This window comes from Neisseria sp. 19428wB4_WF04 (assembly GCF_015235335.1).
GTDB classification, from domain to species: Bacteria; Pseudomonadota; Gammaproteobacteria; order Burkholderiales; family Neisseriaceae; genus Neisseria; species Neisseria musculi.
The window spans coordinates 1-23892 of record NZ_JADGLG010000030.1; the positions used below are offsets into that span (position 1 = coordinate 1).

Genomic DNA, 23892 nt, shown 5'->3' on the forward strand with positions numbered 1-23892 from the left:
GTCGGGTGGCGGGAAGGGGGCAAAAGCGGCGCGGCCGTGCGGTGGGGCGTGAAACGGCGGCGCGGTTGTTGCTGTTACGGCATCAGGATTGCGCGGCTGCACAATCCGACACGCCGTGCAAAGTTTGTTTTCCGTTTTCTGTTTTCTATGATGGCGGGCAGGCAAATCCTCAATCAGGCCGTGCCGTGCGCCGGCAGAAATTTGGCCGTCAAACCAAAAATATTGTGCCGGCGGCTTTGGCTACGGGCCGGAATCCTGCGGCCGGTTCCGCTGAATCAGCAGCGGGCATCGGGTGGCAGATGGTGCAACCGGTGCGGCAAGGCCGATGCCGTCATGACGGCAAAGCGGGCGGCGCAGTCTGCGCAGAAACGGCGCGGTTTTTTCAGACGGCCTGAACCTTTCTCAAGGCTTCCGGGTCTGCTTGGTATGTTCGGGCGGTGGCAATGCAGGCAGACGGCGGGGCGGTATCCTGCCCGAAACGGCGGGTGGGGCAATAGGCCGGCGCGGCTGTTGCGGTGGGCGGCGAGTCTCCTTTATTTCCGTTGTTGCGTTGCCCGGCTTAAAGCAAACGGTTTTGCAGGCTGCCTGAGCGGCGCAGGTTTTATACCCTGTATCGTGCGGCTTGCCGCCTGTGGCGGAAATGGAATGAATGCTGCACAGGGTCGGCGGTTCAGACGGCCTGCATTATGCTTCCAGCCCGAAGCGGCGGCGGATGCGTCCGGCTATCGCGGCCGCGCTCAAGCCCAAATCATCGAGCAGCCGCTGCGGGTCGCCGTGTTCGGTAACGGTGTCGGCCACGCCCAGCAGCAGCACGGGTTTGCAGATGTTGTATGCGGCCAGCACTTCCAACACCGCGCTGCCTGCGCCGCCCTGCACGGCGTTTTCTTCGGCGGCCACCAGATAGTCGTGGCTTTGCGCCAGCTGCACAATCAGCTCTTCGTCTATCGGTTTGACAAAACGCATATCGGCCACGGTGGCGTTGAGTATTTCGGCGGCGGTCAGGGCGGGCTGCACCATGCTGCCGAATGCAAAAACGGCGGTGCGGCTGCCTTCGCACCTCACGATGCCCTTGCCAACGGGCACGGTATCCAGGCCGTCTGAAACGGCGGCACCGCGGCCCGAGCCGCGCGGATAACGCACTGCCGAGGGCGCATCGAGCCGGTAGCAGGTGGAGAGCAGCAGGCGGCATTCGTTTTCATCGCTGGGGGCGGCCACCACCATATTGGGAATGCAGCGCAGAAAGCTCAAATCATACAGGCCGGCATGGGTGGGGCCGTCTGCGCCGACAATGCCGGCACGGTCAACGGCAAACAAAACGGGCAGGTTTTGCAGGGCGATATCGTGGATAAGCTGGTCGTAGGCGCGTTGCAGAAAGGTGGAATAAACCGCTACCACGGGCTTGGCGCCTTCACAGGCTAGGCCGCCGGCAAAGGTTACGGCGTGTTGCTCGGCAATGCCCACATCGAAATAACGCTCGGGGAATTTCTGCTCGTATTCCACCAGCCCGCTGCCTTCGCGCATGGCGGGGGTGATGGCAATCAGGCGCGGATCGGCGGCGGCCTGGTCGCACAGCCAGCGGCCGAAAACCTGCGTGTAGGTGGGCTTGGCGGCAGGCTTGGGCAGCAGTTGTTCCGCTTCTTTGCCGGCCTCGTTTGCCAATGTGGAAACGGCGTGGTATTTCACCGGGTCGTTTTCGGCCAGCTTGTAGCCCTGGCCTTTTTTGGTGATAACGTGCAGGATTTGCGGGCCTTTTTTGCTGCGCAGCTCTTTCAAAACGTGCACCAGCTGCTCGACATCGTGGCCGTCCACGGGGCCGGTGTAGTGGAAGCCGAAGTTTTCAAACAGCGACAGCGACTGCTTGGCGTGTTCGGCTTCGCCTGCGATGGTTTTGATTTTGTGTTCGACTTTTTGGGCGATTTCCAACGCGCCGGGCAGTTTGTCGAGCACTTTGGTCGATTGCGCCTTGATGGTGGAGAGCAGGCCGTGCATATCGCGCACCACATTGCGCGCCAGATATTTGGGCAGCGCGCCGACATTGGGCGAAATCGACATTTCGTTGTCGTTGAGCACCACCAACAGGTCGATATCCATATCGCCCGCGCAGTTGAGGGCTTCGAAGGCTTGGCCGGCGGTCATTGCGCCGTCGCCGATTACCGCTACGCTGCGGTTGGTTTTACCCGCCAGCTTGTCGGCCACCGCCATGCCCAGTGCCGCGCCGATGGAAGTGGAAGAGTGCCCCACGCCGAAAGCATCGTATGCCGATTCGCCGCGCTTGGGAAACCCCGCCAAGCCGCCGTATTGGCGCATGGTGTCCATGCGGTTTTTGCGGCCGGTGAGGATTTTGTGCGGATAGCTTTGATGCCCCACGTCCCACACCAAATGGTCTTCGGGAGTGTGATACACATAATGCAGCGCCACAGTCAGCTCCACCGCGCCGAGATTGCTGGCGAAATGGCCGCCGGTTTTGCCTATCGATTCCAGCAGAAAAGTGCGCAACTCGGCAGAGAGCTGCGGCAGTTGCTTGATGTCGAGCCGGCGCAAATCCTGCGGCAGGTTGATGGTGTCGAGTAGTGGGGTTTGGCTCATGGCGTGGTCTTTTATCAAGATAAAACAGCGTGTAGGTAGAAGATTATAGCAAGAGATTGCAGCGGCCGCCGCGCAGATTTAAACCGCTGCCGGAGCCTTTTCAGACGGCCTTATCCTGCCGGTAGGGAAAATCATTCTGCGGGCGGGGTGAAAATTCCAACGGTTTCTTTTACACTAACGGCTGTCGGTATTTTTGGGAGTATTCTGATGAAACTTCGTACATTATCTTTAACCGTTGCCGCCATGCTGGCATTGTCTGCCTGCAAACAGGAGCAGGCGCAGACGGCGGAGGTTTCGACTGCCGCGCCTGTGTCGGAACCGGCGCCGGCAGAGGCGGCAGCCGCCGCAACGGCATCGGCACCTGCCGATATTCCTTTGGGCGGCAGTTTGGGCAAAGCAGAAGATGCGGCTTGGCAGTCTTACCAATGCGATGGAGGCAAAACGCTGGATGCGCGCTATTACCGCGAAACCGATGAGCCTGCCGCCGAAGTGCGCACCGAAGGCCAAACGCTGACGCTGCCTTACAGCGGTGAATACAGCAACGAAGATTTGACCGCTTTCGGCAACGGAACCTACACTTGGACCATCGGCAATCAGTATCAAAGCGATTTATATAAAGAGGGCAATGGCTTTTTGGTGCGCCACGAGCAGGAGAAAGTGGGTGGCGAAACGCTGCCGGTGGATACGGTGGTGGTGAAAAACTGTATGCCTGCACAGTAACGGCGGGCGGCAGGTTGCCGGCAGGGGGCATAAGCGAAGCCTTCATCTCGGGCGCAAGGCGGCAGGGAGCTCGAACAATACGCTAAGGTAAAGAGCCGTGCCGTAACGGCAATGAGAAAGGGTGCCGCCGTGCAAGCCGGCAGAGGCCGTCTGAAAGGGTTGGGAGCAGCCTGCCGAACCGCCGGCCAAATAAAAAAAGACTGCATGTGCAGTCTTTTTTATTCCGGAGCATCCGCCAATCAGCGTTTGAACATATTGCCGAATTTTTGGTTGAATTTGTCCACACGGCCGGTGGTGTCAACGATTTTCTGCTGGCCGGTGTAGAACGGATGGCATTGGGAGCAAACCTCGATGTTGAAGTTTTCTTTGGCCATGGTGGATTTGGTAACGAATTTATTGCCGCAAGAGCAGGTTACGCTCACTTCATGGTAATCGGGGTGGATACCTTGTTTCATTTTATTTCCTTTCGTTAGCGGGCATAGGGATTGTGCCTATGCTTCAAAAACAAGCTCGGCAGTATTGCCGTTTGCTGCCGTTTTGTCAAGCCATATTGGGGTTTTCGGTTTAATTTGCAACGGCTTTTTGCTAAAATCGCACTCTTTAAGTGTTAAGCGGATTCACCGTGCCGACATAACGGGCCGTCTGAAAACAGCAACGGTTCAGACGGCTTGAGATTCTGCACGCAAAGAAAGCAATATCATGGCTTACCGACAAATCACCATCGCTGTCAGCGACCACACTGCCGAGCGTCTTGCCGATGCGCTGATGGCGCACGGCGCACTTTCTGCCGCCATTGAAGATGCCTATGCAGGCACCGCTAACGAACAGGCCATTTTCGGCGAACCGGGCATGCCTGCCGGGCAGGTTTGGCAGCAGAGCAAAGTTATCGTTTTATTTGACGATAACACCGATGCCGCATCGGTTGTGGCTGCGGCGGCAGGAGACTGCAACATTGCCGTGCCCGGCTACGACACCGAATACCTGCCCGAGCAGGATTGGGTGCGGCTTACGCAGGCGCAGTTTGAGCCGATTCAGATTTCGGAGCGTTTGTGGATAACCCCCTCGTGGCACGAAGCTCCGGGCGGCGGTGCCGTCAATCTGCAGCTCGACCCGGGGCTGGCTTTCGGCACCGGCAGCCATCCCACCACCCGCCTGTGCCTGCAATGGCTCGACCGACATCTGCAAGGCGGCGAATCTGTGTTGGATTACGGCTGCGGCTCCGGCATTCTCGCCATTGCCTCCCTGAAGCTGGGCGCAGGCAGCGCCACCGGTGTGGACATCGATGGGCAGGCCATCCGTTCCAGCAACAACAATGCCGTCCAAAACGGCGTCCCTGCACACTTCTATCTTCCCGATGCCCTGCCGGAGGGACGGTTTGACGTGGTGGTGGCCAACATTCTCGCCAACCCCCTGCGCCTGCTCGGCAGCCTTTTGGCCGAGCGTACCAAGCAGGGCGGGCATATCGTGCTTTCGGGCATTCTTGACGGGCAGGTTGAAGAAATGAGCGGCATTTACAGCGAATGGTTTGATTTATTGCCCGCCCAAACCGATGAAGGCTGGGCGTGTTTGAGCGGCGTGAAACGTTAAGCGAACCCGCTTTGCGGTGCTGCCGCCCGGTATCGAAATGTCAGGGTTCGCTGCTAATCGGTGCATTAGGCCGACAAAAGGCCGTCTGAACGTTCAGACGGCCTTTTGTCGTGCGGCACGCTGGGCCGTTTTAACAATGGGCTAATATAACCAATCCGCTATAGTGAACCTGCCTTATTCAATACCGGGCAGCAGACAGTACAGCAGCACAGCAGGGCGGGCGGATGCCGTTACGGTTTCAAGCGTGTAGGGTGCCGTCTGAAGGCCGCAGCCTTCGCCAGCCGCCGGCGGCATATTTTCACTATACGCCGGGACACCGAACTGCCGCCGCTTTTGCGATACAATGTTTCCATTCCCAATCTGCTACACACCAACATGACCCAAGCCACCCCCGAATCACTGTTTCAACAAGGCCACGAGCTGTTGCTGAACAACCCCGACAACTGCGCCGCCGCCGTGCCCCTGCTGCATAAGGCCGCGCAGGCCGGGCATATCGAAGCCGCGTTCCAGCTGGCCGGCTGCCTGCTCAACGGTGCGGGCGCACGCCCCGACTACAGAGCCGCCCGCCATTGGCTCACGGTAGCGGCAGAAAGCGGCCACCCCTATGCCCGCTATAACCTGCTGCAGCTGCGCGCTGCCGACGGCGAGCGTTTCGAGCAGCAGATCGGCGAATACACCGCGCTGGCCGAAAGCGGCGTGCTGCACGCCCAAATGCGCCTGCTCGAATATTATGCCGACCAAAAAGACCCGCAGGCCGTGTATTGGGCCGAACTGGCGGCAGCGCAGGGCAGCGGCGATGCGCAGTTTTATCTCGCCAAATATTACCAGCAGGCGCCCGAGCCTGATTTGGCCAAAGCACACGAACTGCTGATGCAGGCCGCCGCGCAAGGCGTTACCGCCGCCCATTGGCTGCTGGGCAACCAATACCGCTACGGCCAGTATGTCGAAAAAAACCTGCAAAAAGCCATCGAACATTTCACCCCCGCCGCCGGGCAGGGGTTCGCCCCCGCACAGGCCGCATTGGGCGAAGTGCTGTTTGATCAGGATAACGGCGAATCGATAGGCTGGCTCGAAAAAGCCGCCGCACAAGGAGACACCGATGCCCAGGCTGTGCTGGCCGAGGCTTATCTGACCGGCAGGTTAGTGGCGCGCGATCACCAAAAAGCGCGCAAACACGCCTCGGCCGCCGCCCGCCGCAACCACCCCAAAGCCCTGCGCCTGCTCGGCGATATTTTCCGCTACGGTTTGGGTGTCGGAGCCGATGCCGACATCGCCCGCCGCCAATACCGGCGCGCCGCCGAATTGGGCGATATGGCGGCGCACCAGAAACTGCTTGCCGATACCGCGCTCACGCATCAAGAAGACTACGAAGAAACCAAACAGGCGGCGTTGATGTTTCAAAAAGCCGATTTGGATTATCAGGCCGCGTTTGCCTGCCACTACGGCTTAGGGCGCGGGCAGGATTATTTTCTGGCGCGCAAACTCTATCTGCAGGCCGCCGAGCTGCACCACCGCAAGGCGCAAACCAATCTCGGCATGATGTATTACAACGGTCAGGGTGTGAACGCTGATGCCGGCCAGGCCGCTTATTGGTTCGAGCAGGCCGCCAACCAGGGCGACCCGGTGGCGCAATATAATCTGGCCTGCCTGTATTATCACGGCACGGGCGCACCGCAAAGCACCGCTGCCGCCTGCGCCTGGCTGCAGCAGGCCATCGACAGCGGCCACGAACACGCCGACCAACTGCGCCGGCTGCTGCAACAATGGCAGCGCGAACGCCGATAGCGGGCAATAAAGCGCAGCGGGCTTCAAGCCGTTATACATTCAGCCGACAAGGCCGTCTGAAAGCTTTCAGACGGCCTTGTCTTTTATGCTGGTTGCCGGCGGCTTTGCCGCTACACGGTTGGCAAAGGGTGCCGGATCAGCGTTTGGCCAGCCCTTTGCGCTGCAAAAACGGCAGAATGTCGGGGCGCACTTCGTGGCAGAGGGTGTTTTGCACCTGCTTGGTGAAGTTCAAATCCAGATTGCTGCGGCGTTGGTAATAATCGGCCACCTCGGCATCGTATCGGGCGTAAAGCGTGTCGTCCAGCGGGGTGTAGCCGTTTTCGGACACCGCGCAGGCAGCGGGCAGGCGCGGGCGCATTATCGGATCCTGGGCGGGGTGGCCCAGACACATGCCGAACAGCGGCACCACGTTTTCGGGCAGTGCCAAAATGCGGTCGGTGGCGTTGATGTCGTCGCGCAGGCAGCCGATAAACACGCCGCCCAAACCCAGCGATTCGGCGCAAAGCAGCACGTTTTGTGCGGCGATGCCGGCATCGATTGCGCCCATCAGTGTCATTTCCGTCCAGTCGGTCTGCGCATCGGGGGCGATTTTTTTATGTTTGGCCAAATCGAGGCAGAACACCAGAAATTCGGCACAGGTTTCGATGTAGTGCTGGTTGGCGCCCACGGCGCGCAGTTGCCTGCGTTTTTCGATATCGGTTACGCGCACGATGTGGGTGAGCTGCATAAAGCTCGATGTGGAGGCGGCCTGCCCGGCGGCGAGCACGGCTTGCAGCATTTCGGGCGCAACCGGCTCGCCGGTGAATTTGCGGATGGAGCGGTGGTTGAGGGCGGTTTCCAGCGCGGGTTTGCTCGGTAATACGGTCATGGGGGGTCTCCTGTTGCGTGATGATAAGGGGAAAGGTGTTCAGACGGCCAGTTTGACGGCCAGTTCGGCCAGGCGTCTGCCTTGTGCAAATGCGGTTTGCTGCTCGTGGCTGCTCAATTCGGGGCGGCCTTCCGCCCCGGCCATATGCGATGCGCCGTAAGGCGTGCCGCCGCTGCGGGTTTGGCCGAGGGCGGCTTCGCTGAAGGGCACGCCGCTGATAATCATGCCGTGGTGCAGCAGGGGCAGCATCATGGTGAGCAGGGTGGATTCCTGCCCGCCGTGCAGGCTGCCGGCGCTGGTGAACACGGTGGCGGGTTTGCCGATCAGTTCGCCGCCCAGCCATTGCGCCACGGTGCCGTCTAGAAAATATTTCATGGCGGCGGCCATATTGCCGAAGCGGGTGGGGCTGCCCAGGGCGAGGGCGGCACAGGTTTTGAGGTCTTCGGTGCTGCAATAGGGCGCGCCTGCGGCGGGAATATCGGATTCCACCGCTTCGCACACGGCCGACACTTTCGGCACGGTGCGCAACACGGCTTCGCAGCCGGCCACGCTTTCGATGCCGCGCGCGATTTGGCGGGCGAGGTTTTGCGTGCCGCCGTGTTGGGAATAGTATAAAACAAGTATTTTCAAAGGGTTTGGGTTCATTGCGGCTTTCCGTTACAATTGGGCCGGTTTTCAGACGGCCTGTTATGCGGCTCAATGGCTGCCGGCCGTCTGAAAATGTTTGACCAAATGGAAGAATAAGAAAGGGAAAGCATATGCCTGATTTATCTTGGTGGCAAGCCGTGCGCGCTTCGCGCTTGGGCGGGTTTGCATGGTTTGTGTGCCGCCGCTTTATGGAAATACGCGTGCCGCAGGTGTCGGCCAGCCTCACGTTTACCACGCTGTTGTCGCTGGTGCCGGTGCTGACGGTAATGCTGGCGGTGGTATCGGCGTTTCCGGTGTTTGACGAGCTTTCTGCTTCTTTTGTGCATTTCGTCAATCAAACCATCGTGCCGCAAGGCGCGGATACTTTGTTTGAATATATCGATGCGTTTAAAGAAAAAGCCGGCGGGCTCACGGCTGTCGGCATCATGATGCTGGGCGTTACTTCGCTGATGCTGATCCAAACCATCGACCAAACGTTTAACCGCATTTGGCGTGTGGGCACGCAGCGGCCGCTGATGATGCAGTTTCTGGTGTATTGGGCGCTGCTCACCTTCGGCCCGCTGGCGTTGGGTGTAGGGCTGTCGCTGTGGTCGTCGCTGCTTGCCTACAGCCCGTTTGGCGAACATTATCCCCTGCTGGCGGCGGCGGTGCGCATGGTTGCATCGATAGCGTTCGGCACACTGCTGCTGTGGCTGCTCTATCGGCTGGTGCCCAACCGTTTCGTGCCTGCGCGCCATGCGCTGCTGGGTGCGGCGGTTACGGCGGTTTTGCTGGAAGCCGCCCGCTACGGCTTTGCCTGGTATATCGGCACCTTTAAGGGCTATACGCTGATTTACGGCGCGTTTGCGGCGGTGCCGTTTTTTCTGCTGTGGCTGAATCTGTTGTGGATGCTGGTGTTGTCGGGCGCGGTGCTCACCGCTTCGCTTTCCTACTGGCAGGGCGAGGCGTTCCGGCGGCGTGTCGATGGGCGCGGGCGGTTTGACGATGTGTTGGCAATCCTGCTGCTGCTCAACGAAGCCCAACAAACCGGCAGCACACTCAAGGTGCAGGATTTCAGACGGCACATCCATATGGGCTACGATGAATTGGGGCGGCTGCTCGAAAAGCTTGCCCGCCACGGCTATGTTTATTCGGGCAAACAGGGTTGGGTGCTGAAAACCAACGCCGAAGCCATCGTGTTGAACGATTTGTTCAGGCTGTTTGTTTACCGTCCTGCCGGCCGCAGCCGCAACGGAGTCGATGGTGCCGTTGCCGAGATAATGTCGCCGTGCTTGGATACGCTGGACATCACGCTGGCAGAATTTGATACCCGTGCGCGGCGGGAGCAGGGGCAGTAAGCTGATCTGTTGCAAACGCCCCGGGGTGCTGCGTAATCCGCACCGGCCGTATGAAATACCCAACCGCCGCCATACCCGGGCTTGTCCCGAGGCTCTTGAGTTTCAGCAAATTGGGGCATACCCGGGTCAAGCCCGGGTATGACACAACGGGTATTAAGCAAGTAGTTTGACCGCAGGCCGTCTGAAAGACGGCGGGTTGCTGCCGAAACGGCGCAAACCTTTCAGACGGCCTGAGTGAATCCTGTTAGAATCACGCGCTTTTCCGAATGCGCTTTGAGCTTTGATATGAACATTTTTTACGAAGAATCCGGCCAGTTCAAAGTGGCCGCCGTGGTGCAGAAAAGCGATGCCGCCTATCAGGCCGACACCCGGCACGGCAAACGCACCAAAGTGAAAGCGGCCAATGTGTTTGTCGAATTCGACACCCCGCCGGACGATTTTCTGAATCAGGCGCAAGCCGAAGCGGCCGAAATCGACACCGGCCTGCTGTGGGAGGTGTGCGGTGAAGAAGAATTCAGCGCTGCGGCCATCGCCGAAGAATATTTCGGCCGGACACCCACCAAAACCGAGCTGGCGGGCACGCTGATGGCACTTTATGCCGCGCCGGTGTATTTCTATAAAAAAGCCAAAGGCATATTCAAGGCCGCCCCCGAAGCAACGCTCAAACAGGCGTTGGCGGCATTGGAGCGCAAAAAACAGCAGGATGCGCAAATCGAAGCCTGGTCGGAAGCACTCAAGCAGGGCAGCATGCCGCCTGAAATTGCCGCCGGGCTGAAAACCATCCTGCATGCGCCCGACAAACAGACCCCCATCTACAAAGCCTTTGCCAAAGCCGCCGCCGCGCTCAAACTCACCCCGCTGGAGTTGGCCTTGCAAACCGGCGGTGTGGCTTCGATTCCGCAATATCTGCGTGACGGCTTTGAAGTCAAGCATTTTCCCAAAGGCACGGCGTTTGCCGATATCCCCGTGCCCGAGCTGCCCGCGCTGCCGCAGGCTGCCGTGCAGGCGTTTTCCATCGATGACGAAGACACCACCGAAGTGGACGATGCCTTGAGCGTTACCGATTTGGGCAACGGCATCAAACGTGTGGGCATCCACATCGCCGCGCCCGCGCTGGCGGTCGGAGCGGGCAGCGCCATCGAAAAAACCATTATGGAGCGGTTGAGCACGGTGTATTTTCCCGGCGGCAAAATCACCATGCTGCCTGAGAACTGGATTGCCGCCTTCAGCCTCGATGCTGGCGGCTGCCGCCCCGCCGTGAGCATTTATTTCGATGTTGATGCCGATTTCAACATCAGCGCGCCCGTGCACAAAATCGAAGCCGTCTATATCGCCGAAAACCTGCGTATCCAAGCCATCGAACCGCATTTCAACGCCGAAACCGGTCTCGATGCCGAAGGGCAGGCTGTGTTTAACCACCATCAGGATTTAATCTGGCTGCACCGCTTCGCCGTGGCGCGGCAGCAGGCGCGCGGCAAATATGAGCCCTGCCGCGCCCCGCAATACGATTACAGCATCGAGCCGGGCGAAGACGGCAGCGTGGCCGTTTCCCGCCGCGAGCGCGGCTCGCCCATCGATACGCTGGTGAGCGAAATGATGATACTGGCCAACAGCACATGGGCGCAGATGCTCGATGAAAACAGCCTGCCCGGCATTTTCCGCGTGCAGCCGGGCAACAGCAAAGTGCGCATGAGCACCCAATCCGAACCGCACAGCGGCATGGGCGTGCAGCACTACGGCTGGTTCACTTCGCCGCTGCGCCGTGCCGCCGACTATATCAACCAAAAGCAGCTGCTCAGCCTGATAAACAGTGAAGCCGAGCCGTTGTTTGGCAGCAACGACACCGCCTTGTTTGCCGCCCTGCGCGATTTCGATGCGGCCTACACCGCCTATGCCGATTTCCAGCGCAAAATGGAGGGCTACTGGAGCCTGGTCTATATCAGGCAGCAGGCGTTGAAAGAATTGAAGGCCACGCTGTTGAAAGAAGATTTGGTGCGCATCGAAGGCCTGCCGCTCACCGTGCGCGCCACGGGCATTCCGTTTGACGCGCTGCCCAAATCGCAGCTGCTGCTTTCGGTGGCCGAAGTGGATGCCGACAAGCAGTTTATCGCTTTGAATTATCTGAAAATGCTGCCGCCTGCGGCGTAGGGTGCTGCGGGTTTTGGGTGTGGAGAAGGGCCGTCTGAAAAAGTTTCAGACGGCCTTTTTATGGTTTGCCTTCAAATGGAAAACACACAATATGCAGTGAAGCATTTCAGCGCGTTTGAGCCCTCGGAAAATGCTTTAATCCGCTTATGGTGATGTGGAGTGTTTGATAGGAAAACTTCAAATGTATTTTCAAATAATTGGCGCAAGGAGGTGCTTTTATGAATATCCGACAAACTGAATCAGGTTGTCGTGGCGGTATGGAATCTGCCGCGCAGGCGGTTTTGGGCGGTTGCGTTTATCGGCGGGTTGGCAACGGCAGGATATTTTATTAATGCAGTCAAATGGTGGTAGGCAGCAGGCCGTCTGAAAGGTTTTTCAGACGGCCTTTTTCGCCTTTTTTCGCCATCTGTATCCATATCTGAAAAATACCTGTACCAAAACGCCTGCACTGCGCCGGCAAACCGGAGAGCGGCACAGGTTTGGAGAAGCCGCAGCACCGGGCGCCGGTGCTGTTTCTGCACGGCGTTTGACGGGCATCACCCGGCAGCCTGATATTGCAGCGGGTGCAAATCCAGTTTTTCCATCAGCAGGCGGTCGCTGTCGGTTTCGGGGTTGTCGGTGGTTAATAGTTTGTCGCCGTAGAAAATCGAATTGGTGCCGGCGAGAAAACACATGGCCTGCATGGCTTCGGGCATGGCGGTGCGCCCGGCGGAAAGGCGCACGTAGCTTTGCGGCATGGTGATGCGCGCCACGGCGATGGTGCGCACAAATTCCGTCCAATCCAAATCTTCGGCATCGGCCAGCGGCGTACCTTCCACTTTCACCAATTGGTTGATGGGCACGCTCTCGGGCTGCGGGTCGAGGTTGGCAAGGCTGGCAATCAGGCCGGCGCGTTGGGGGCGGGTTTCGTTCATGCCCACGATGCCGCCGCAGCACACTTTCAAGCCCGCGCCGCGCGCTTTGCCCAGCGTATCCATGCGGTCTTCGTGGGCGCGGGTGCGGATGATGTCGTTGTAGCGTTCGGGGTCGGTGTCGAGGTTGTGGTTGTAATAATCCAGCCCGGCGTTTTTCAAATCTTCGGCCATGCCGTCTTCGAGCATGCCGAACGTGCCGCAGGTTTCCAGCCCCAGGCTTTTTACGGCTTTGATGATTTCGGCAACGGTTTTCACGTCTTCCGGCTTGGGCCCGCGCCAGGCTGCGCCCATGCAGAAGCGGCCGGCACCGCGCGCTTTGGCGGTGCGGGCGATTTTGAGGATTGCTTCCACATCCATCATCTGCGATTTTTCGAGACCGGTGTTGTGGTGCGCCGATTGCGGGCAGTATCCGCAGTCTTCGGGGCAGCCGCCGGTTTTGATGGAGAGCAGGGTGGAGAGCTGGATTTCGCGGGGGTTGAAGTGGGCGCGGTGGATTTCGGCGGCTTTGTAAACGAGGTCGAGAAACGGCATTTCAAACAATTCTTCAACCTGGCATTTGCGCCAATATCGGGCGGTGGGGTGCGGTTTGCGCGCGCTTTTGCGGCGCAGGGCAACGGGGGCGGTATTCATAACGGAAGCTTTCTGTTTCGGTTTCGCAGCGGCGCAATGACGCTGACGTGCTCAAGCTGCAAGCGCAATGATTGCAGCGGCCGGGTGTATCAGGCCGTCTGAAAAAGCCTGAGGCAGACAGTGAATCCGCTGTATTTAGGTTGAGGCGTTGCAGCGCCCCGGCTCAACGAGAACGGTTTTGTCAGCCGCCCACGCGGCAACGGAATCGGTTTCATACTGTCTGTATCCTCTGCGGCCTGCTGCCCGGTATCGCAAATAAAGCGGATTTGCTATGGCGGTGGTTTGCCGGCAGAGGTTTCAAACTTTTCAGACGGCCTGCACGATGCGGTGGAGTGTAGCGGGATTAGGCAGCCTGTTCAATATCACGCAGCAGGGAAAGGGCGGCAGTATCGGTTATGCAGAACCGCCTGCTTTGGGCTGAGGCGGAGTGGTGCGGTATCGTTCTGTATTGTTCCACTATGAGCATGTCTTTGTCGGGGCGGGGTTTGCGCCCTTGATTTTTCTGGTTTATATTTGCACGCCGGCAGATGGATATTGCTTCGGCCGGACCGGAGCCATTGTTTTGATTTCCTGCCCCGTGGCAGAGCTGCCTGTGCGGACAAATGCCGGTTACGGGGCGGCAGCGGCCGCCGCGCAGGAAAGCAAAACATACCGGTGCAGATTGGAAAAATGCCGGAAAAACAGGCCGGAACACAAGCGTGTGCAAAGCCTGCCGGCGCATGGAAACCCTGATACGGAAACAATATGGATACTTTGACCGACCCTGCCGCCGCACAGGCGCACATTAACGAAATCCAGCAGCTTTACCGCGAATGGATCGAGCTGCAGCCCAAGCTTGAAGCCGGCCGCCGCGACTGGCAGCGCAGCGCAGCCATTATGCGGCAGTTGGAACAGTTTTATTTTGAGGGCGGATTCGCCCGCTACCACCAAGCCATCGAAAACGGGCTGGATATCGACCTGCGCACGCAGGGCGAATACAGCGTGATGGGCGAAGACACTTTGTGGAATGCTTTTTCCGACCAGCAAACCCTTGCCTGGCAATGGCTGCGCGCCGCAATAGCAGTGTTGGACAGGGGTGGTGAAGAGGAAGAGGCGGAAGTTGTGGAAAACGGCATATAATTCCAAACGGTGTTTTTGAACTCTGTAAGGCTGCCGGCCGTCTGAAAGCACCATACCTACACTTTGGAACGCTTATGCAGCAACCGCACACCATACAGCCTGCCGTGCAGGCTGATCTGCCCGAAATCGTTGCCATTTACAACAGCACCATTCCCGGCCGCCGCGCCACCGCCGATTTGCAGCCGGCGGGCATCGAAAGCCGCCGGGCGTGGTTTGACGCACACGGCGGCAACCGGCCGCTGTATGTGGTGAAAAATCTTGCGGGGCAGGTGCTGGCATGGGGCAGCTTCAGCGACTACTACCCCCGCCATGCCTACCGCATCAGTGCCGAAATCAGCATTTATGTGCATCAAGATGCGCGCGGCGGCGGTTTGGGCAGGCGGCTTGCCGAATATATGTGTGCGCAGGCGCCTGCTTTAGGCATCCGCAACATCATCGCCGTGATTTTTGCCCACAACACCCCCAGCATCCGCCTGTTTGCTTCGCTGGGCTTTCGCGAGTGGGGGCGGCTGCCGCAGGTGTGCGATATGGAAACTTTTCTTGCCGATATTGTGATTCTGGGCAGGCGCGTGCAAGGGTAGGCCGGGTGGGTTTCACCCGAATGTCCGGTTACGGCTGAGGCCGTCTGAAAAATATCTGCCTTTCAGACGGCCTCCATATCATCGCTGTGATTTTCGCCCACAACACCCCCCAGTATCCGCCTGTTTGCTTCGCTGGGTTTTCGCGGGTGGGAGCGGCTGCCGCAGGTGTGCGATATGGAAACTTTTCTTGCCGATATTGTGATTCTGGGCAGGCGCGTGCAAGAGACGGGCATGGCGGCTGAGCGGGCTTAATCTGAATCTGTTACGGTTTGAGGCCGTCTGAAAAGCAAATGTTTTTTCAGACGGCCTCAAACCTTGCACAACGCTTGTTGAGGTTTGGTTTGTTAAGCCTTAAAAAAGCGTTGGTTTTTCTATTTCAACCGCTGTTTCAGCAGCAGATACATCAGCGCCACATTAATCGAATCGTTCAGCGCGTTGTGGCGGGGCAGGTCGGGCAGCCTGAGTTTTTTAAACATATTGTCCATGCGCAGATCCACATAGCTGTCGTGGACGTTTTGCCTGCTTTGCCATTGGTAGAACAGCGAGGATACATCGGTTTGCCTGTTGGGCAGCTTGATACCGAGCATGGGTTTCAGAAATTTGTTGATCATCGCCACATCGTATTCGAGATAATAGCCTACCAACTCCCGCCCGCCGATAAATTCGAGCAGCTGCTTAACGGCTTCTTCCACGGGAATGCCGTCTGAAAGATCGGTGGGGCGCAGGCCGTGCACGGTGATATTGGCGGCCTTCATCGGGTTTTCGGGTTTCACCAGCACATAAAACGACTCGCCCGCCAGCACGCGGTTGCCGCGTATTTTTACCGCGCCTATCGATAAAATTTCGGCTTCTTTCACATCGAGGCCGGTGGTTTCGCAGTCGAAACTCACCCATTCGCCGGGCTGTTCTTCAAACAGAAAACCATAATGCGGGTCGGTGAGTTTTCTGCGGTTGCGGTTGCGTAAAAAACGTTCAAACATAAGCCGCCTCCCGTTTACGAAGTGATGTGGAAATGGTGGCGGATCACGTTTTTAAAGCGTTTCACCACTTGCAGGGCATCTTTGAGCAGGTCGCGCTCCAGCGTGGAAAGATTGGCGAAATCCACCTGGTTGGGCGTGCCCGTGCCGCTTTCGAGAATATGCAGGTTGGCGCTGAAGCGCAAGTCCATGATATAGCCCAAGGCTTCGGCCACATCCTGCCCGAGCGCTTCATCGATAACGTTGAGCCGCACCAGATGGCGGATGCGCTCGAATGTGTTGGTTTCTTCGATGCGCGCTTCCAAGCTCAAGGCACGGATGCCGTGCACCACGGGAAACTGCCCCATTTTTTTGATGTCCATTTTTTCGCTGCCGCCACGGTTGAGCAGTTGCGAGAAAAAGCCCCTGCTCTGGCTGTCAAACTGATCCACGGCGCGGGCAAACGCCATCAGCATCCCTGCATCGTTGGTCATGCGTTTTTGCAGGTGTTCTTTCACTTCGGTCAGCATGGCGGCATCGCCTGCCACTGCTTTGGCATCGGTAAAAATCGCCAGATTCATCATCGCTTCGCCATCGGGCGAGCGGCACCAGCCGCCCACCGTTTTTTTGAATTCGGGCAGCGTTTTGCGCCATGCGGGGTTGTTTACCATAATTTTGCCGGGGCAGTGCGGGTAGCCCAAGCGCGCCAGCGCGGCCGAAAACTGCTCCGCCGCTTCGGCGGCTTCTTCGGGATTGACACTTTCACGCAGAATCAGCGCATTGTCTTGATCGGTTTTCAGAATCTGCTCGCCGCGCCCTTCCGAGCCCATCACAATCAGGCATGAATTGTCGTATAAATCAGCCGGAGCGAGAATGCGCCAGGCTTTTTCAAACAGGCTGCTGTTGAGCACCTGCATCAGCTGTGCCAGCTGCGGCGCGCGCACGCCGTTGCTGCGCAGCAGGCGGACAGAGTCGGTCATCTGGCCGGCAATATCCACCAATTCGTCTATGGTTTTGGCGCGCTCCAAACGTTGGGCGGCCAAATGGCTGTGGTTCGAAAAATAGGCCAACACATCTATCTGCTCGAGCGTGCCGATGGGTTGGCCGTTTTCCGTTACCACTACGCGCTGGATTTTAAACGTGGTCATGCGCAGCAGCGCGTTAAACACGAAATCGTCTATATCGATGGCAATCAGGTTGAACACCGCCCAGTTGTGTATGGCATCGCTTGAAGGCGCGCCCGCAATCACAATGTCGCGGAAAGCCGATTCAGTAAACACCCCGATTTTGCCTTCATGGCGCACCAGTGCCGATTTGGTTTTATTTTCCTTCAATATCTCTGCCGCGCGCAAAACCGAATCGCCGCCTTCGAGCCAGGTGAGGCTGCCCCGGTAGGCATCGCGCACTTTGGCGGTAAACAGGCTTTCAAACTCACTCTCGTTTTTGCTGTTGGAAAGGCTGGCAAACTTGTCGGCCACGCTGGCATAACAATACGCGCCGAAGCGCGGGTTGCTTTCAATAATCTTCAGCACCACCTCTTTAGGAACGGTATAAACCAACGTTTCCTCTTCCACCGAAAACTGATGGTGGCTCACCCCCTCAATCAGCCCGCGCGCCTCAAACGTGTCGCGCGGGTGGTAGAGCGACACCACCTCGCCGTCGGCGCCGGTTTCTTTTACCAGCCCCTTTATCACCACATAAAGAAACCCTATAGGCTCATCAGGGCGGATAATGGTTTCGCCGTTGGCGAAAAAAGCAATATCCACGGCTTTTTGCAGCATCACCCGCTCGGGATTGCTCAGATAGTTGAAAGGGGCATAGTTGAAATCGAAACGTTCCATGGTGGTGTCCTTTGCAGGCTTTGTGTTGTTGTTCAAAAGATTATGCCATGTTTTATAAAAATTGAGGCGGGGCGGTTTGCAGGGGTTTCAGACGGCATCCGCACGTCGACCGGCTGGGTATCGGCCGACGACGGCCTGCTGGTGATAGACCGCAACGGAGACGGCATCATCAACAACGGCGGCGAGCTGTTCGGCGACAGCTCGGTATTGCAAAACGGAGAACATGCCGCCCACGGCTATGCCGCATTGGCCGGGTTCGACAGCAATTCAGACGGCCTGATCGATAACAAAGACGAGAAATTTGCTGCTTTGAAAGTGTGGCGCGATCTGAATCAGGACGGCATTTCGCAAGAAGGCGAGCTTTTCGGTTTGGCAGAGTTGGGCATTCAGTCGCTGGATTTGGCCTATCAAAATACCGATATCCGTTTGGACAACGGCAACACCATTGCCCAAAAAGGCTCTTACACCCTTTCAGACGGCCGAAAGCGCGAAATGGGCGACCTGCTGTTGGCGGCCTGAAATGCGCAACCATTTGGCATTTTAATATTCCGTCTATCTATTTCTGTTTGGCTTTTGGGCAGCATCAAATAAACTCTGTCTTTAGAACAAAAAACATTTTCTAATATAGCAAACGTCCTAATAAATGAACACCAAATATCTTGACTTTATTTTAAAGTTAAATTCTATTTTTTTATGGATTTATCTCGTTCTTCAAGTAGGTTTAATCTTTTTAGTCGATACCAAGCTCAATTTAATTACATTTCCCGGTGTTTCTTATTTACAAGAAAAATCACTATTCCCCACTCAAGCCTTTAATTCATTATCTGTAACTATCTTGGTAGGATTTTTTATATTTTTAATAAATATTCCTGCATTGTATTTTCTAATAAAAATTTTATTATCAGGCAAAAAATAATGAATATTTAAATAAGTTAAATAAGAAATATCATTTAATTTATTTTTTAGGGTATGGTGCATTAAATCCTTTTAGAATCTTGCATAAAATAAAAAAAGAGAATAAATTAAATAAATTCTTTATAGTCATATTTTTTATATATTGTTATGTTATTTTATTTTATTTTTTATTAGGTTGGAAATTTATAGGCTCGCCTGCTCCAGCTATTCTTGTAAGTATGGTTTCTATATTTAAAATATTCCTTTATTTTTTGAATGTTTTTATTTTTTTAGTATAGGTTTTTTGTCTGTTTCTTCACTGCTGGTTATTTTTTTAATCGCATACTCTTTTTGTTATCAAATCTCATTTGAGGAATAAATATTATGGCTAATAACTGTAACTATGAAAAATCCTAGTTTTATCTGCTGTATTTTATGCCCTATATGTTTTTTAAGAAATGTGAAGAAACATTTTAAATTGTTGATATTTACTATAAACTGCTATAAAGTTTTATGATGAGAAAAATATTTTTACTTTTAAATTTGAATTTAGCTTTGTTTGTTATTAGTGCTATTTTTAGCATTTATATTATATTTATTGACAATATATACGATTTTAAACTTAATTTAGATTTTTTGGAGGGCTTGCAGCAAGGAGCTCATATTAGAGAAACAAATAATTCTGCCAGTATTACAATCTTATTGGCGTTAATTACATTTGTTGTTAATTTATTTACAAATAAAATACTTCTCTACTTGTATTTAAAAGGAGCTGATAGAAGATTTTTTAATTTGTTTTACAAAAAAAATAAAATACTTTTTAATTTGGGTGTTTGGGCTATAAATCCTTATTTAGCTAAGGAAAAAGTAGTTAATAACCGTAGTGTTGAATTTAAAATCTTCCAAATTTTATTTTATTCGGGAATACTTTTTCTTGTTTTTTGCTTTGTATTTAATGTTGAATCTATTGATCTTCCAAAACATGAGAGGCTCATTTCTCTAATTATTAACTATAAAATATTTTTATTTATATTCAATCTTACCTTGTTTTCAATTACCTCTTTTATGGTTCTTGGCTGGATATTCGTATCAATTTTAACTCTCATATCTATTTTCAGTAGAAAGGAAATTTAAAGTGGCAAATGCTTGTAATACGTATGATGATCGAAACTCAATCAGTGATGCATTTGGTGCTTCATTGACAAGTGGCGATACTGGTTTCAAGAAATTTTTAGAAAAATTTGGTGCTGCCAATATCGCAAAATCAAAGATTAATCCGGCTGCTAATTTATTCGGGCATGTCGGTTTATTGATTGCTGCGGGGCAGGTTACACAAAAGTATGTACAAGGAAATAAACAGCAGGCATTTATTGAGTTTACTTCGGCAACTTTCTCTCTTTTGGGTGGCGCAGCGGGTGGAATCGTGGGAGGCCCTGGAGCTATAGTTACATCAGGTCTTGGTGCCTACGGCGGTGCTTGGTTGGGCAGAGAAGTTGGGGAATGGCTGGTAGATCAATATAGAAAAGCGAGTGGCGACTACCACTGGACATGCCCTAAAGAATACGAAGACTACAGAAATCAAAACCGCGACGGCAAATACCACGTTTACGACCCGCTGGTGCTGGATTTGGACGGAGACGGCATTGAAACCGTAGGCACGCAGGGTTATGCGGGGGCATTGTTCGACCACGATAAAGACGGCATCCGCACGTCGACCGGCTGGGTATCGGCCGACGACGGCCTGCTGGTGATAGACCGCAACGGAGACGGCATCATCAACAACGGCGGCGAGCTGTTCGGCGACAGCTCGGTATTGAAAAACGGAGAACATGCCGCCCACGGCTATGCCGCATTGGCCGGGTTCGACAGCAATTCAGACGGCCTGATCGATAACAAAGACGAGAAATTTGCTGCTTTGAAAGTATGGCACGACTTGCTCTTGGAGGCAGCTTGATTTAATTGGAGAAATGGTGTTATGAGAGATGTTGGTATTTTTATGGTTATATTAGGCTTTTTCATATTATTTTTCAGTGGAAGCTTGATTGCTCCAAAGTATTTAGGTAGGAGATATTGGATTTTAGGTAAAAAATTTAAAAAAAATAAAATAGAAAAAGATAATAAATATTATCTTGATGCTAATTTTTCATATTTAGATTCCTTGGTGATTAAAGGGGGGGCTAGTTTTATTGATAGGAATAGTTATCTTATTTTTATCTTTTTTAATAATTAATTAATTTAGGAAAGAAAAATGGCATATTGTGATAAAAGCCAAATAAATAGTTATGAAAAATGGTCAAGTCTAGCTCAGTTTGCAGCGAGTCAAATCGGTAAGAGAGTAGCAGGGCCTGCTGGTTCTGCGTTTAGTACTTTTCTTACAGGGTAAATAAATGGGTTGCCCGAGCAGCAGATTTATTTAACAGAATTGATAACAGTAACGTTATATTCTTCTTGATAAGAACCAATGTTGAACATTTGTCAAATTATAAAATGCTGAGTTTATTTATTGAAAAGATTAATTTAATGATTAATTTGAAAACAAATATTGAAAAAAGATTAATCAGCCTGTTTATTTATGCGGTAACAGTATTTTTAATTTCCATCATTATATTAATGGTTATGCCTAAAAATATTCAATATATAGATGATGGCAGAAAAATAAAATTACCTGAAGGTATTCATTTTGTGAGAAGTAAGAGCAGCTCGCGTATTTCTCCGTCAGTTGATTTTAAAATAGGAGATATTCAATATTATTCGATTTGTTCATATTTAACAGATGATAAAGCTCAATTATGTTATGAAGATTATGAAGGAATAAATTTTGTAGGTAGTAATGTATTTTTTTTAGAGATTGAAAAATTCTCAAAAAAAGAACATCAGTATATAGGAGGGATTATTTTACAAGGAAAGTTCTATTCTGAGAAAATGTATATTGGTTTAAATACAAATACTCAACTAATTGAGAAGATTATCTTATTTAGAAAATATTTTGATTTTAGCGTTAGATTTGCTTTATTTCTTTCTTTGATGTTAATTTTTATAACTTTGATTTTTTGGGTAAATAAAAAATATAAAAGTTGATTAAGACATAAAGCGTAAATTTTTAGGAGATATTTTATGGCAGCAGGATACATTTGGAATAAGGCAGGGACTACAGCTACTCTGGCTCAGGGTGGTGTAAATCATAGAAATGCTAATAATAGTAGAGATCAGGCTGTGAATGCCGCCAGTACAGCTATATCAGCAGGGGCAGGGCATATTTCTTCTACTATGAATGCTGCGGGGCTGGGAAATGCTGCTAATTATCCCAAAGCAGCACAAGTAGCAGGTGCACTAGGCAAAGTTAGTGCTGGTGTGGGGGTTATTCCTGTCGCAGTAAAAGTTGCTGAAGGAAAAAGCTTAACAGTTGGAGACGGTTTGGCTATTGCTGCATCTGCGGCTGCTTTTTTCGGCCCTATAGGTGGGGCTGTAGCTGTTGCATTAACTATTGCAGGGGCTGGTTATGCTATTTATGAAGCAAAAAACGGTGAAGTAAAACTCAGAGATCTTATTCCTGATATTAATGCTGATCCAAGTAATATACCTTCTATCCCTAAGAGTGAAACAAATAGAGAAAAAACTTGGTGTGATCCCAATGATTGGAAAAAGTGGCAAGATTCAGCCAACCGAGACGGCAAATACCACGTTTACGATCCGCTGGTGCTGGATTTGGACGGAGACGGCATTGAAACCGTGGGCACGCAGGGTTATGCGGGGGCATTGTTCGACCACGATAAAGACGGCATCCGCACTTCGACCGGCTGGGTATCGGCCGACGACGGCCTGCTGGTGATCGACCGCAACGGAGACGGCATCATCAACAACGGCGGCGAACTTTTCGGCGACAGCTCGGTATTGAAAAACGGAGAACATGCCGCCCACGGCTATGCCGCATTGGCCGGGCTCGACAGCAATTCAGACGGCCTGATCGATAACAAAGACGAGAAATTTGCCGCTTTGAAAGTGTGGCGCGATCTGAATCAGGACGGCATTTCGCAAGAAGGCGAGCTTTCCAGTTTGGCAGAATTGGGTATCCAATCATTGGATGCCGCCTATAAAGATGTCAACACCCGTTTGGGCAACGGCAATACCATCGCCCAAAAAGGCAGCTACACGCTTTCAGACGGCAGCAAGCGAGAAATGGGCGATTTGCTGCTGGCCAACGATACTTTGCACAGCCGTTATACCGATTCGGTAGCGCTTACCGAAGAACAAATGCAGGCCGCTAATTTACAAGGCATCGGCAGATTGCGCGATTTGCGCGAAGCAGCGTAATGAACAAATTCAATATCTTAAGCGAGTGTATAAATGCGCTATACGAAAACCACTAAATTACTATAATTTGTACAGGCTAGGTTTGCTATTAAAGGAAATACTACTTTGAAGAAAATATTATTCTTACTTCTATCTTTACCTATTATTTTTATTTTTATGATTTTTATTTTAATAAATGAAAATCATAAAAAACATCCCGAGAAACTAGTATGTTCATCATTCAAAGTTGCTTTAAGAAAATCAGTTCCTCTTTATACATCCGAATCTGTTTTTAAAACCAAAACAGATGAAATGTGTCAATGTTTTTTTGAAAAAAATCATAAAGAAATTATAAATAATGAAATAATTAATATATGTTCGAAAGATATAATATTTGATTGGATAATGCCATCTGAAAAATTCGCGAATAGAAGTTCTGAACAGTGCTTTAAAAACCATGTTTATAACAAAATAGTCCTTCCGTTTATTATTCAAGAATTAAATATTACATTTAGCAGAGGAGTTTTTAGAAATGATATCTTGAATTACAGCAAAAAAGAAAACCATGAAAAAAACAAGATTTACCAATATATTTTTGAACAATGCAGTAACTCTAATTTAAGTTTAAGGAAATAAAATATGGCTCGTTCTGATGTATTAAGTGCCGTAAATGGTGCAGTATCTGGAATGGAAGGTACTTTGAATGCAACAAGCTCTGTAGGGGTTGCATCGGGTCTTTCACAAACAATGGCAGCTTTAGGAGCCGCTGCTTTAAGTCCTGCAAGTGCAGGCTTAGCAATTGCCACAAATGCTGGTGCAGCAACCATGACTCTTGGAAAAATGATTAATGATTTTGATAAGACGGGAAAAATTTCTTTGTCTGATGCGATTGCAGTTGCAGGTAATATTGCAACAATTGCGGGTGCTGTTGCTGTGTCAATTAATCCGGCAACAAAACTTGGGGCTTTAGCAGCATTTGGCATTGCTG

General features: G+C 52.6%; 20 protein-coding genes and 3 pseudogenes. 13 read left to right on the forward strand and 10 right to left on the reverse strand.

Annotated elements, in window-relative coordinates; all coding sequences use genetic code 11:
* Nucleotides 1-684 precede the first annotated feature (684 nt).
* Nucleotides 685-2586 carry a 1-deoxy-D-xylulose-5-phosphate synthase gene (gene dxs, locus IR141_RS07690; RefSeq protein ID WP_135035517.1) on the reverse strand — a complete coding sequence of 634 codons (1902 nt, stop codon included), beginning with the start codon at nt 2584-2586 and terminating at the stop codon, nt 685-687.
* 207 nt (nt 2587-2793) lie between these two features.
* Here dxs and IR141_RS07695 point away from each other — a divergent pair, with 207 nt between their 5' ends.
* Complete coding sequence (locus IR141_RS07695) at nt 2794-3306, forward strand: MliC family protein (RefSeq protein ID WP_135035520.1); 513 nt, start codon at nt 2794-2796, stop codon at nt 3304-3306.
* Nucleotides 3307-3545: 239 nt separating this feature from the next.
* Here IR141_RS07695 and rpmE read toward each other — a convergent pair whose 3' ends face one another.
* The gene (gene rpmE, locus IR141_RS07700) at nt 3546-3761 is read right to left on the reverse strand and encodes a 50S ribosomal protein L31 (protein WP_135035523.1); all 216 of its coding nucleotides are present in this window, start codon (nt 3759-3761) and stop codon (nt 3546-3548) included.
* Between the two features lie 244 nt (nt 3762-4005).
* Here rpmE and prmA point away from each other — a divergent pair, with 244 nt between their 5' ends.
* Both prmA and IR141_RS07710 read left to right on the forward strand, forming a co-directional pair.
* Entirely contained in the window at nt 4006-4893 is an 888-nt protein-coding gene (prmA, locus tag IR141_RS07705) for a 50S ribosomal protein L11 methyltransferase (protein WP_135035526.1), read from the forward strand.
* Nucleotides 4894-5226: 333 nt separating this feature from the next.
* Nucleotides 5227-6678 (forward strand): tetratricopeptide repeat protein, encoded by a 1452-nt coding sequence (locus IR141_RS07710; protein WP_228068189.1) that lies wholly within the window; start codon nt 5227-5229, stop codon nt 6676-6678.
* Between the two features lie 136 nt (nt 6679-6814).
* Here IR141_RS07710 and nfsA read toward each other — a convergent pair whose 3' ends face one another.
* The gene (gene nfsA, locus IR141_RS07715) at nt 6815-7546 is read right to left on the reverse strand and encodes an oxygen-insensitive NADPH nitroreductase (protein WP_135035529.1); all 732 of its coding nucleotides are present in this window, start codon (nt 7544-7546) and stop codon (nt 6815-6817) included.
* 39 nt (nt 7547-7585) lie between these two features.
* Nucleotides 7586-8191, reverse strand: coding sequence for an NAD(P)H:quinone oxidoreductase (gene wrbA / locus IR141_RS07720; RefSeq protein WP_135035532.1), 606 nt, complete (start codon nt 8189-8191; stop codon nt 7586-7588).
* Nucleotides 8192-8304: 113 nt separating this feature from the next.
* Here wrbA and IR141_RS07725 point away from each other — a divergent pair, with 113 nt between their 5' ends.
* Nucleotides 8305-9531, forward strand: a complete 1227-nt coding sequence (locus tag IR141_RS07725; RefSeq protein WP_135035535.1) for a YihY family inner membrane protein — start codon at nt 8305-8307, stop codon at nt 9529-9531.
* A 285-nt stretch (nt 9532-9816) separates the two neighbouring features.
* A complete protein-coding gene (locus IR141_RS07730) occupies nt 9817-11679 on the forward strand; it encodes an RNB domain-containing ribonuclease (RefSeq protein ID WP_135035537.1) in 1863 nt (620 codons plus the stop codon).
* Between the two features lie 239 nt (nt 11680-11918).
* On the opposite strand, the gene IR141_RS07735 is transcribed toward IR141_RS07730, so the two are convergent.
* Both IR141_RS07735 and bioB read right to left on the reverse strand, forming a co-directional pair.
* Complete coding sequence (locus IR141_RS07735) at nt 11919-12095, reverse strand: hypothetical protein (RefSeq protein ID WP_167743108.1); 177 nt, start codon at nt 12093-12095, stop codon at nt 11919-11921.
* 120 nt (nt 12096-12215) lie between these two features.
* Nucleotides 12216-13223, reverse strand: a complete 1008-nt coding sequence (gene bioB / locus IR141_RS07740; protein ID WP_135035539.1) for a biotin synthase BioB — start codon at nt 13221-13223, stop codon at nt 12216-12218.
* A 744-nt stretch (nt 13224-13967) separates the two neighbouring features.
* Here bioB and IR141_RS07745 point away from each other — a divergent pair.
* Together IR141_RS07745 and IR141_RS07750 are read left to right on the forward strand one after the other, a co-directional pair.
* Complete coding sequence (locus IR141_RS07745) at nt 13968-14342, forward strand: DUF4298 domain-containing protein (RefSeq protein WP_135033273.1); 375 nt, start codon at nt 13968-13970, stop codon at nt 14340-14342.
* Between the two features lie 74 nt (nt 14343-14416).
* Nucleotides 14417-14923, forward strand: a complete 507-nt coding sequence (locus IR141_RS07750) for a GNAT family N-acetyltransferase (protein WP_135035542.1) — start codon at nt 14417-14419, stop codon at nt 14921-14923.
* 371 nt (nt 14924-15294) lie between these two features.
* Here the strand turns inward: IR141_RS07750 and IR141_RS07755 are convergent, their stop codons facing one another.
* Complete coding sequence (locus IR141_RS07755) at nt 15295-15903, reverse strand: 3'-5' exonuclease (protein ID WP_135035545.1); 609 nt, start codon at nt 15901-15903, stop codon at nt 15295-15297.
* A 14-nt stretch (nt 15904-15917) separates the two neighbouring features.
* Nucleotides 15918-17720 carry a DUF294 nucleotidyltransferase-like domain-containing protein gene (locus IR141_RS07760; RefSeq protein WP_135035548.1) on the reverse strand — a complete coding sequence of 601 codons (1803 nt, stop codon included), beginning with the start codon at nt 17718-17720 and terminating at the stop codon, nt 15918-15920.
* Between the two features lie 87 nt (nt 17721-17807).
* On the opposite strand from IR141_RS07760, the pseudogene IR141_RS07765 reads away from it, so the two are divergent.
* Nucleotides 17808-18236 (forward strand): annotated as a pseudogene (locus tag IR141_RS07765) (hypothetical protein); the annotation flags it as partial.
* A gap of 288 nt (nt 18237-18524) precedes the next feature.
* Here IR141_RS07765 and IR141_RS07770 read toward each other — a convergent pair.
* Nucleotides 18525-18698 carry a hypothetical protein gene (locus IR141_RS07770; protein ID WP_167743110.1) on the reverse strand — a complete coding sequence of 58 codons (174 nt, stop codon included), beginning with the start codon at nt 18696-18698 and terminating at the stop codon, nt 18525-18527.
* Nucleotides 18699-19127: 429 nt separating this feature from the next.
* On the opposite strand from IR141_RS07770, the gene IR141_RS07775 reads away from it, so the two are divergent.
* The 5 genes and pseudogenes from IR141_RS07775 to IR141_RS07795 form a co-directional block, all read left to right on the forward strand.
* On the forward strand, nt 19128-19748 hold the full coding sequence (locus tag IR141_RS07775; RefSeq protein WP_135035554.1) for a hypothetical protein: 621 nt from the start codon (nt 19128-19130) through the stop codon (nt 19746-19748).
* A gap of 421 nt (nt 19749-20169) precedes the next feature.
* Nucleotides 20170-20550 (forward strand): annotated as a pseudogene (locus tag IR141_RS07780) (calcium-binding protein); the annotation flags it as partial.
* 39 nt (nt 20551-20589) lie between these two features.
* A complete protein-coding gene (locus tag IR141_RS07785; protein WP_135035560.1) occupies nt 20590-20844 on the forward strand; it encodes a hypothetical protein in 255 nt (84 codons plus the stop codon).
* Between the two features lie 290 nt (nt 20845-21134).
* Nucleotides 21135-21692: a hypothetical protein gene (locus IR141_RS07790; protein WP_135035563.1), complete on the forward strand. Its 558-nt coding sequence runs from the start codon at nt 21135-21137 to the stop codon at nt 21690-21692.
* 570 nt (nt 21693-22262) lie between these two features.
* Nucleotides 22263-22922, forward strand: a pseudogene (locus IR141_RS07795) (hypothetical protein); the annotation flags it as partial.
* A 563-nt stretch (nt 22923-23485) separates the two neighbouring features.
* Here the strand turns inward: IR141_RS07795 and IR141_RS07800 are convergent.
* Nucleotides 23486-23887 (reverse strand): hypothetical protein, encoded by a 402-nt coding sequence (locus IR141_RS07800; RefSeq protein WP_135035566.1) that lies wholly within the window; start codon nt 23885-23887, stop codon nt 23486-23488.
* Nucleotides 23888-23892 lie beyond the last annotated feature (5 nt).

Bases quoted from the DNA above. Each gene is read 5' to 3' on its own strand.
- IR141_RS07730 (WP_135035537.1), top strand. From the start codon at position 9,817: ATGAACATTTTTTACGAAGAATCCGGCCAGTTCAAAGTGGCCGCCGTG.
- nfsA (WP_135035529.1), bottom strand. From the start codon at position 7,546: ATGACCGTATTACCGAGCAAACCCGCGCTGGAAACCGCCCTCAACCAC.
- IR141_RS07725 (WP_135035535.1), top strand. From the start codon at position 8,305: ATGCCTGATTTATCTTGGTGGCAAGCCGTGCGCGCTTCGCGCTTGGGC.
- rpmE (WP_135035523.1), bottom strand. From the start codon at position 3,761: ATGAAACAAGGTATCCACCCCGATTACCATGAAGTGAGCGTAACCTGC.
- prmA (WP_135035526.1), top strand. From the start codon at position 4,006: ATGGCTTACCGACAAATCACCATCGCTGTCAGCGACCACACTGCCGAG.
- IR141_RS07755 (WP_135035545.1), bottom strand. From the start codon at position 15,903: ATGTTTGAACGTTTTTTACGCAACCGCAACCGCAGAAAACTCACCGAC.
- IR141_RS07695 (WP_135035520.1), top strand. From the start codon at position 2,794: ATGAAACTTCGTACATTATCTTTAACCGTTGCCGCCATGCTGGCATTG.
- IR141_RS07745 (WP_135033273.1), top strand. From the start codon at position 13,968: ATGGATACTTTGACCGACCCTGCCGCCGCACAGGCGCACATTAACGAA.
- IR141_RS07760 (WP_135035548.1), bottom strand. From the start codon at position 17,720: ATGGAACGTTTCGATTTCAACTATGCCCCTTTCAACTATCTGAGCAAT.
- IR141_RS07785 (WP_135035560.1), top strand. From the start codon at position 20,590: ATGAGAGATGTTGGTATTTTTATGGTTATATTAGGCTTTTTCATATTA.
- IR141_RS07750 (WP_135035542.1), top strand. From the start codon at position 14,417: ATGCAGCAACCGCACACCATACAGCCTGCCGTGCAGGCTGATCTGCCC.
- wrbA (WP_135035532.1), bottom strand. From the start codon at position 8,191: ATGAACCCAAACCCTTTGAAAATACTTGTTTTATACTATTCCCAACAC.
- IR141_RS07800 (WP_135035566.1), bottom strand. From the start codon at position 23,887: ATGCCAAATGCTGCTAAAGCCCCAAGTTTTGTTGCCGGATTAATTGAC.
- IR141_RS07775 (WP_135035554.1), top strand. From the start codon at position 19,128: ATGATGAGAAAAATATTTTTACTTTTAAATTTGAATTTAGCTTTGTTT.
- IR141_RS07790 (WP_135035563.1), top strand. From the start codon at position 21,135: ATGATTAATTTGAAAACAAATATTGAAAAAAGATTAATCAGCCTGTTT.
- bioB (WP_135035539.1), bottom strand. From the start codon at position 13,223: ATGAATACCGCCCCCGTTGCCCTGCGCCGCAAAAGCGCGCGCAAACCG.
- IR141_RS07735 (WP_167743108.1), bottom strand. From the start codon at position 12,095: ATGGATACAGATGGCGAAAAAAGGCGAAAAAGGCCGTCTGAAAAACCT.
- IR141_RS07770 (WP_167743110.1), bottom strand. From the start codon at position 18,698: ATGCACCATACCCTAAAAAATAAATTAAATGATATTTCTTATTTAACT.
- dxs (WP_135035517.1), bottom strand. From the start codon at position 2,586: ATGAGCCAAACCCCACTACTCGACACCATCAACCTGCCGCAGGATTTG.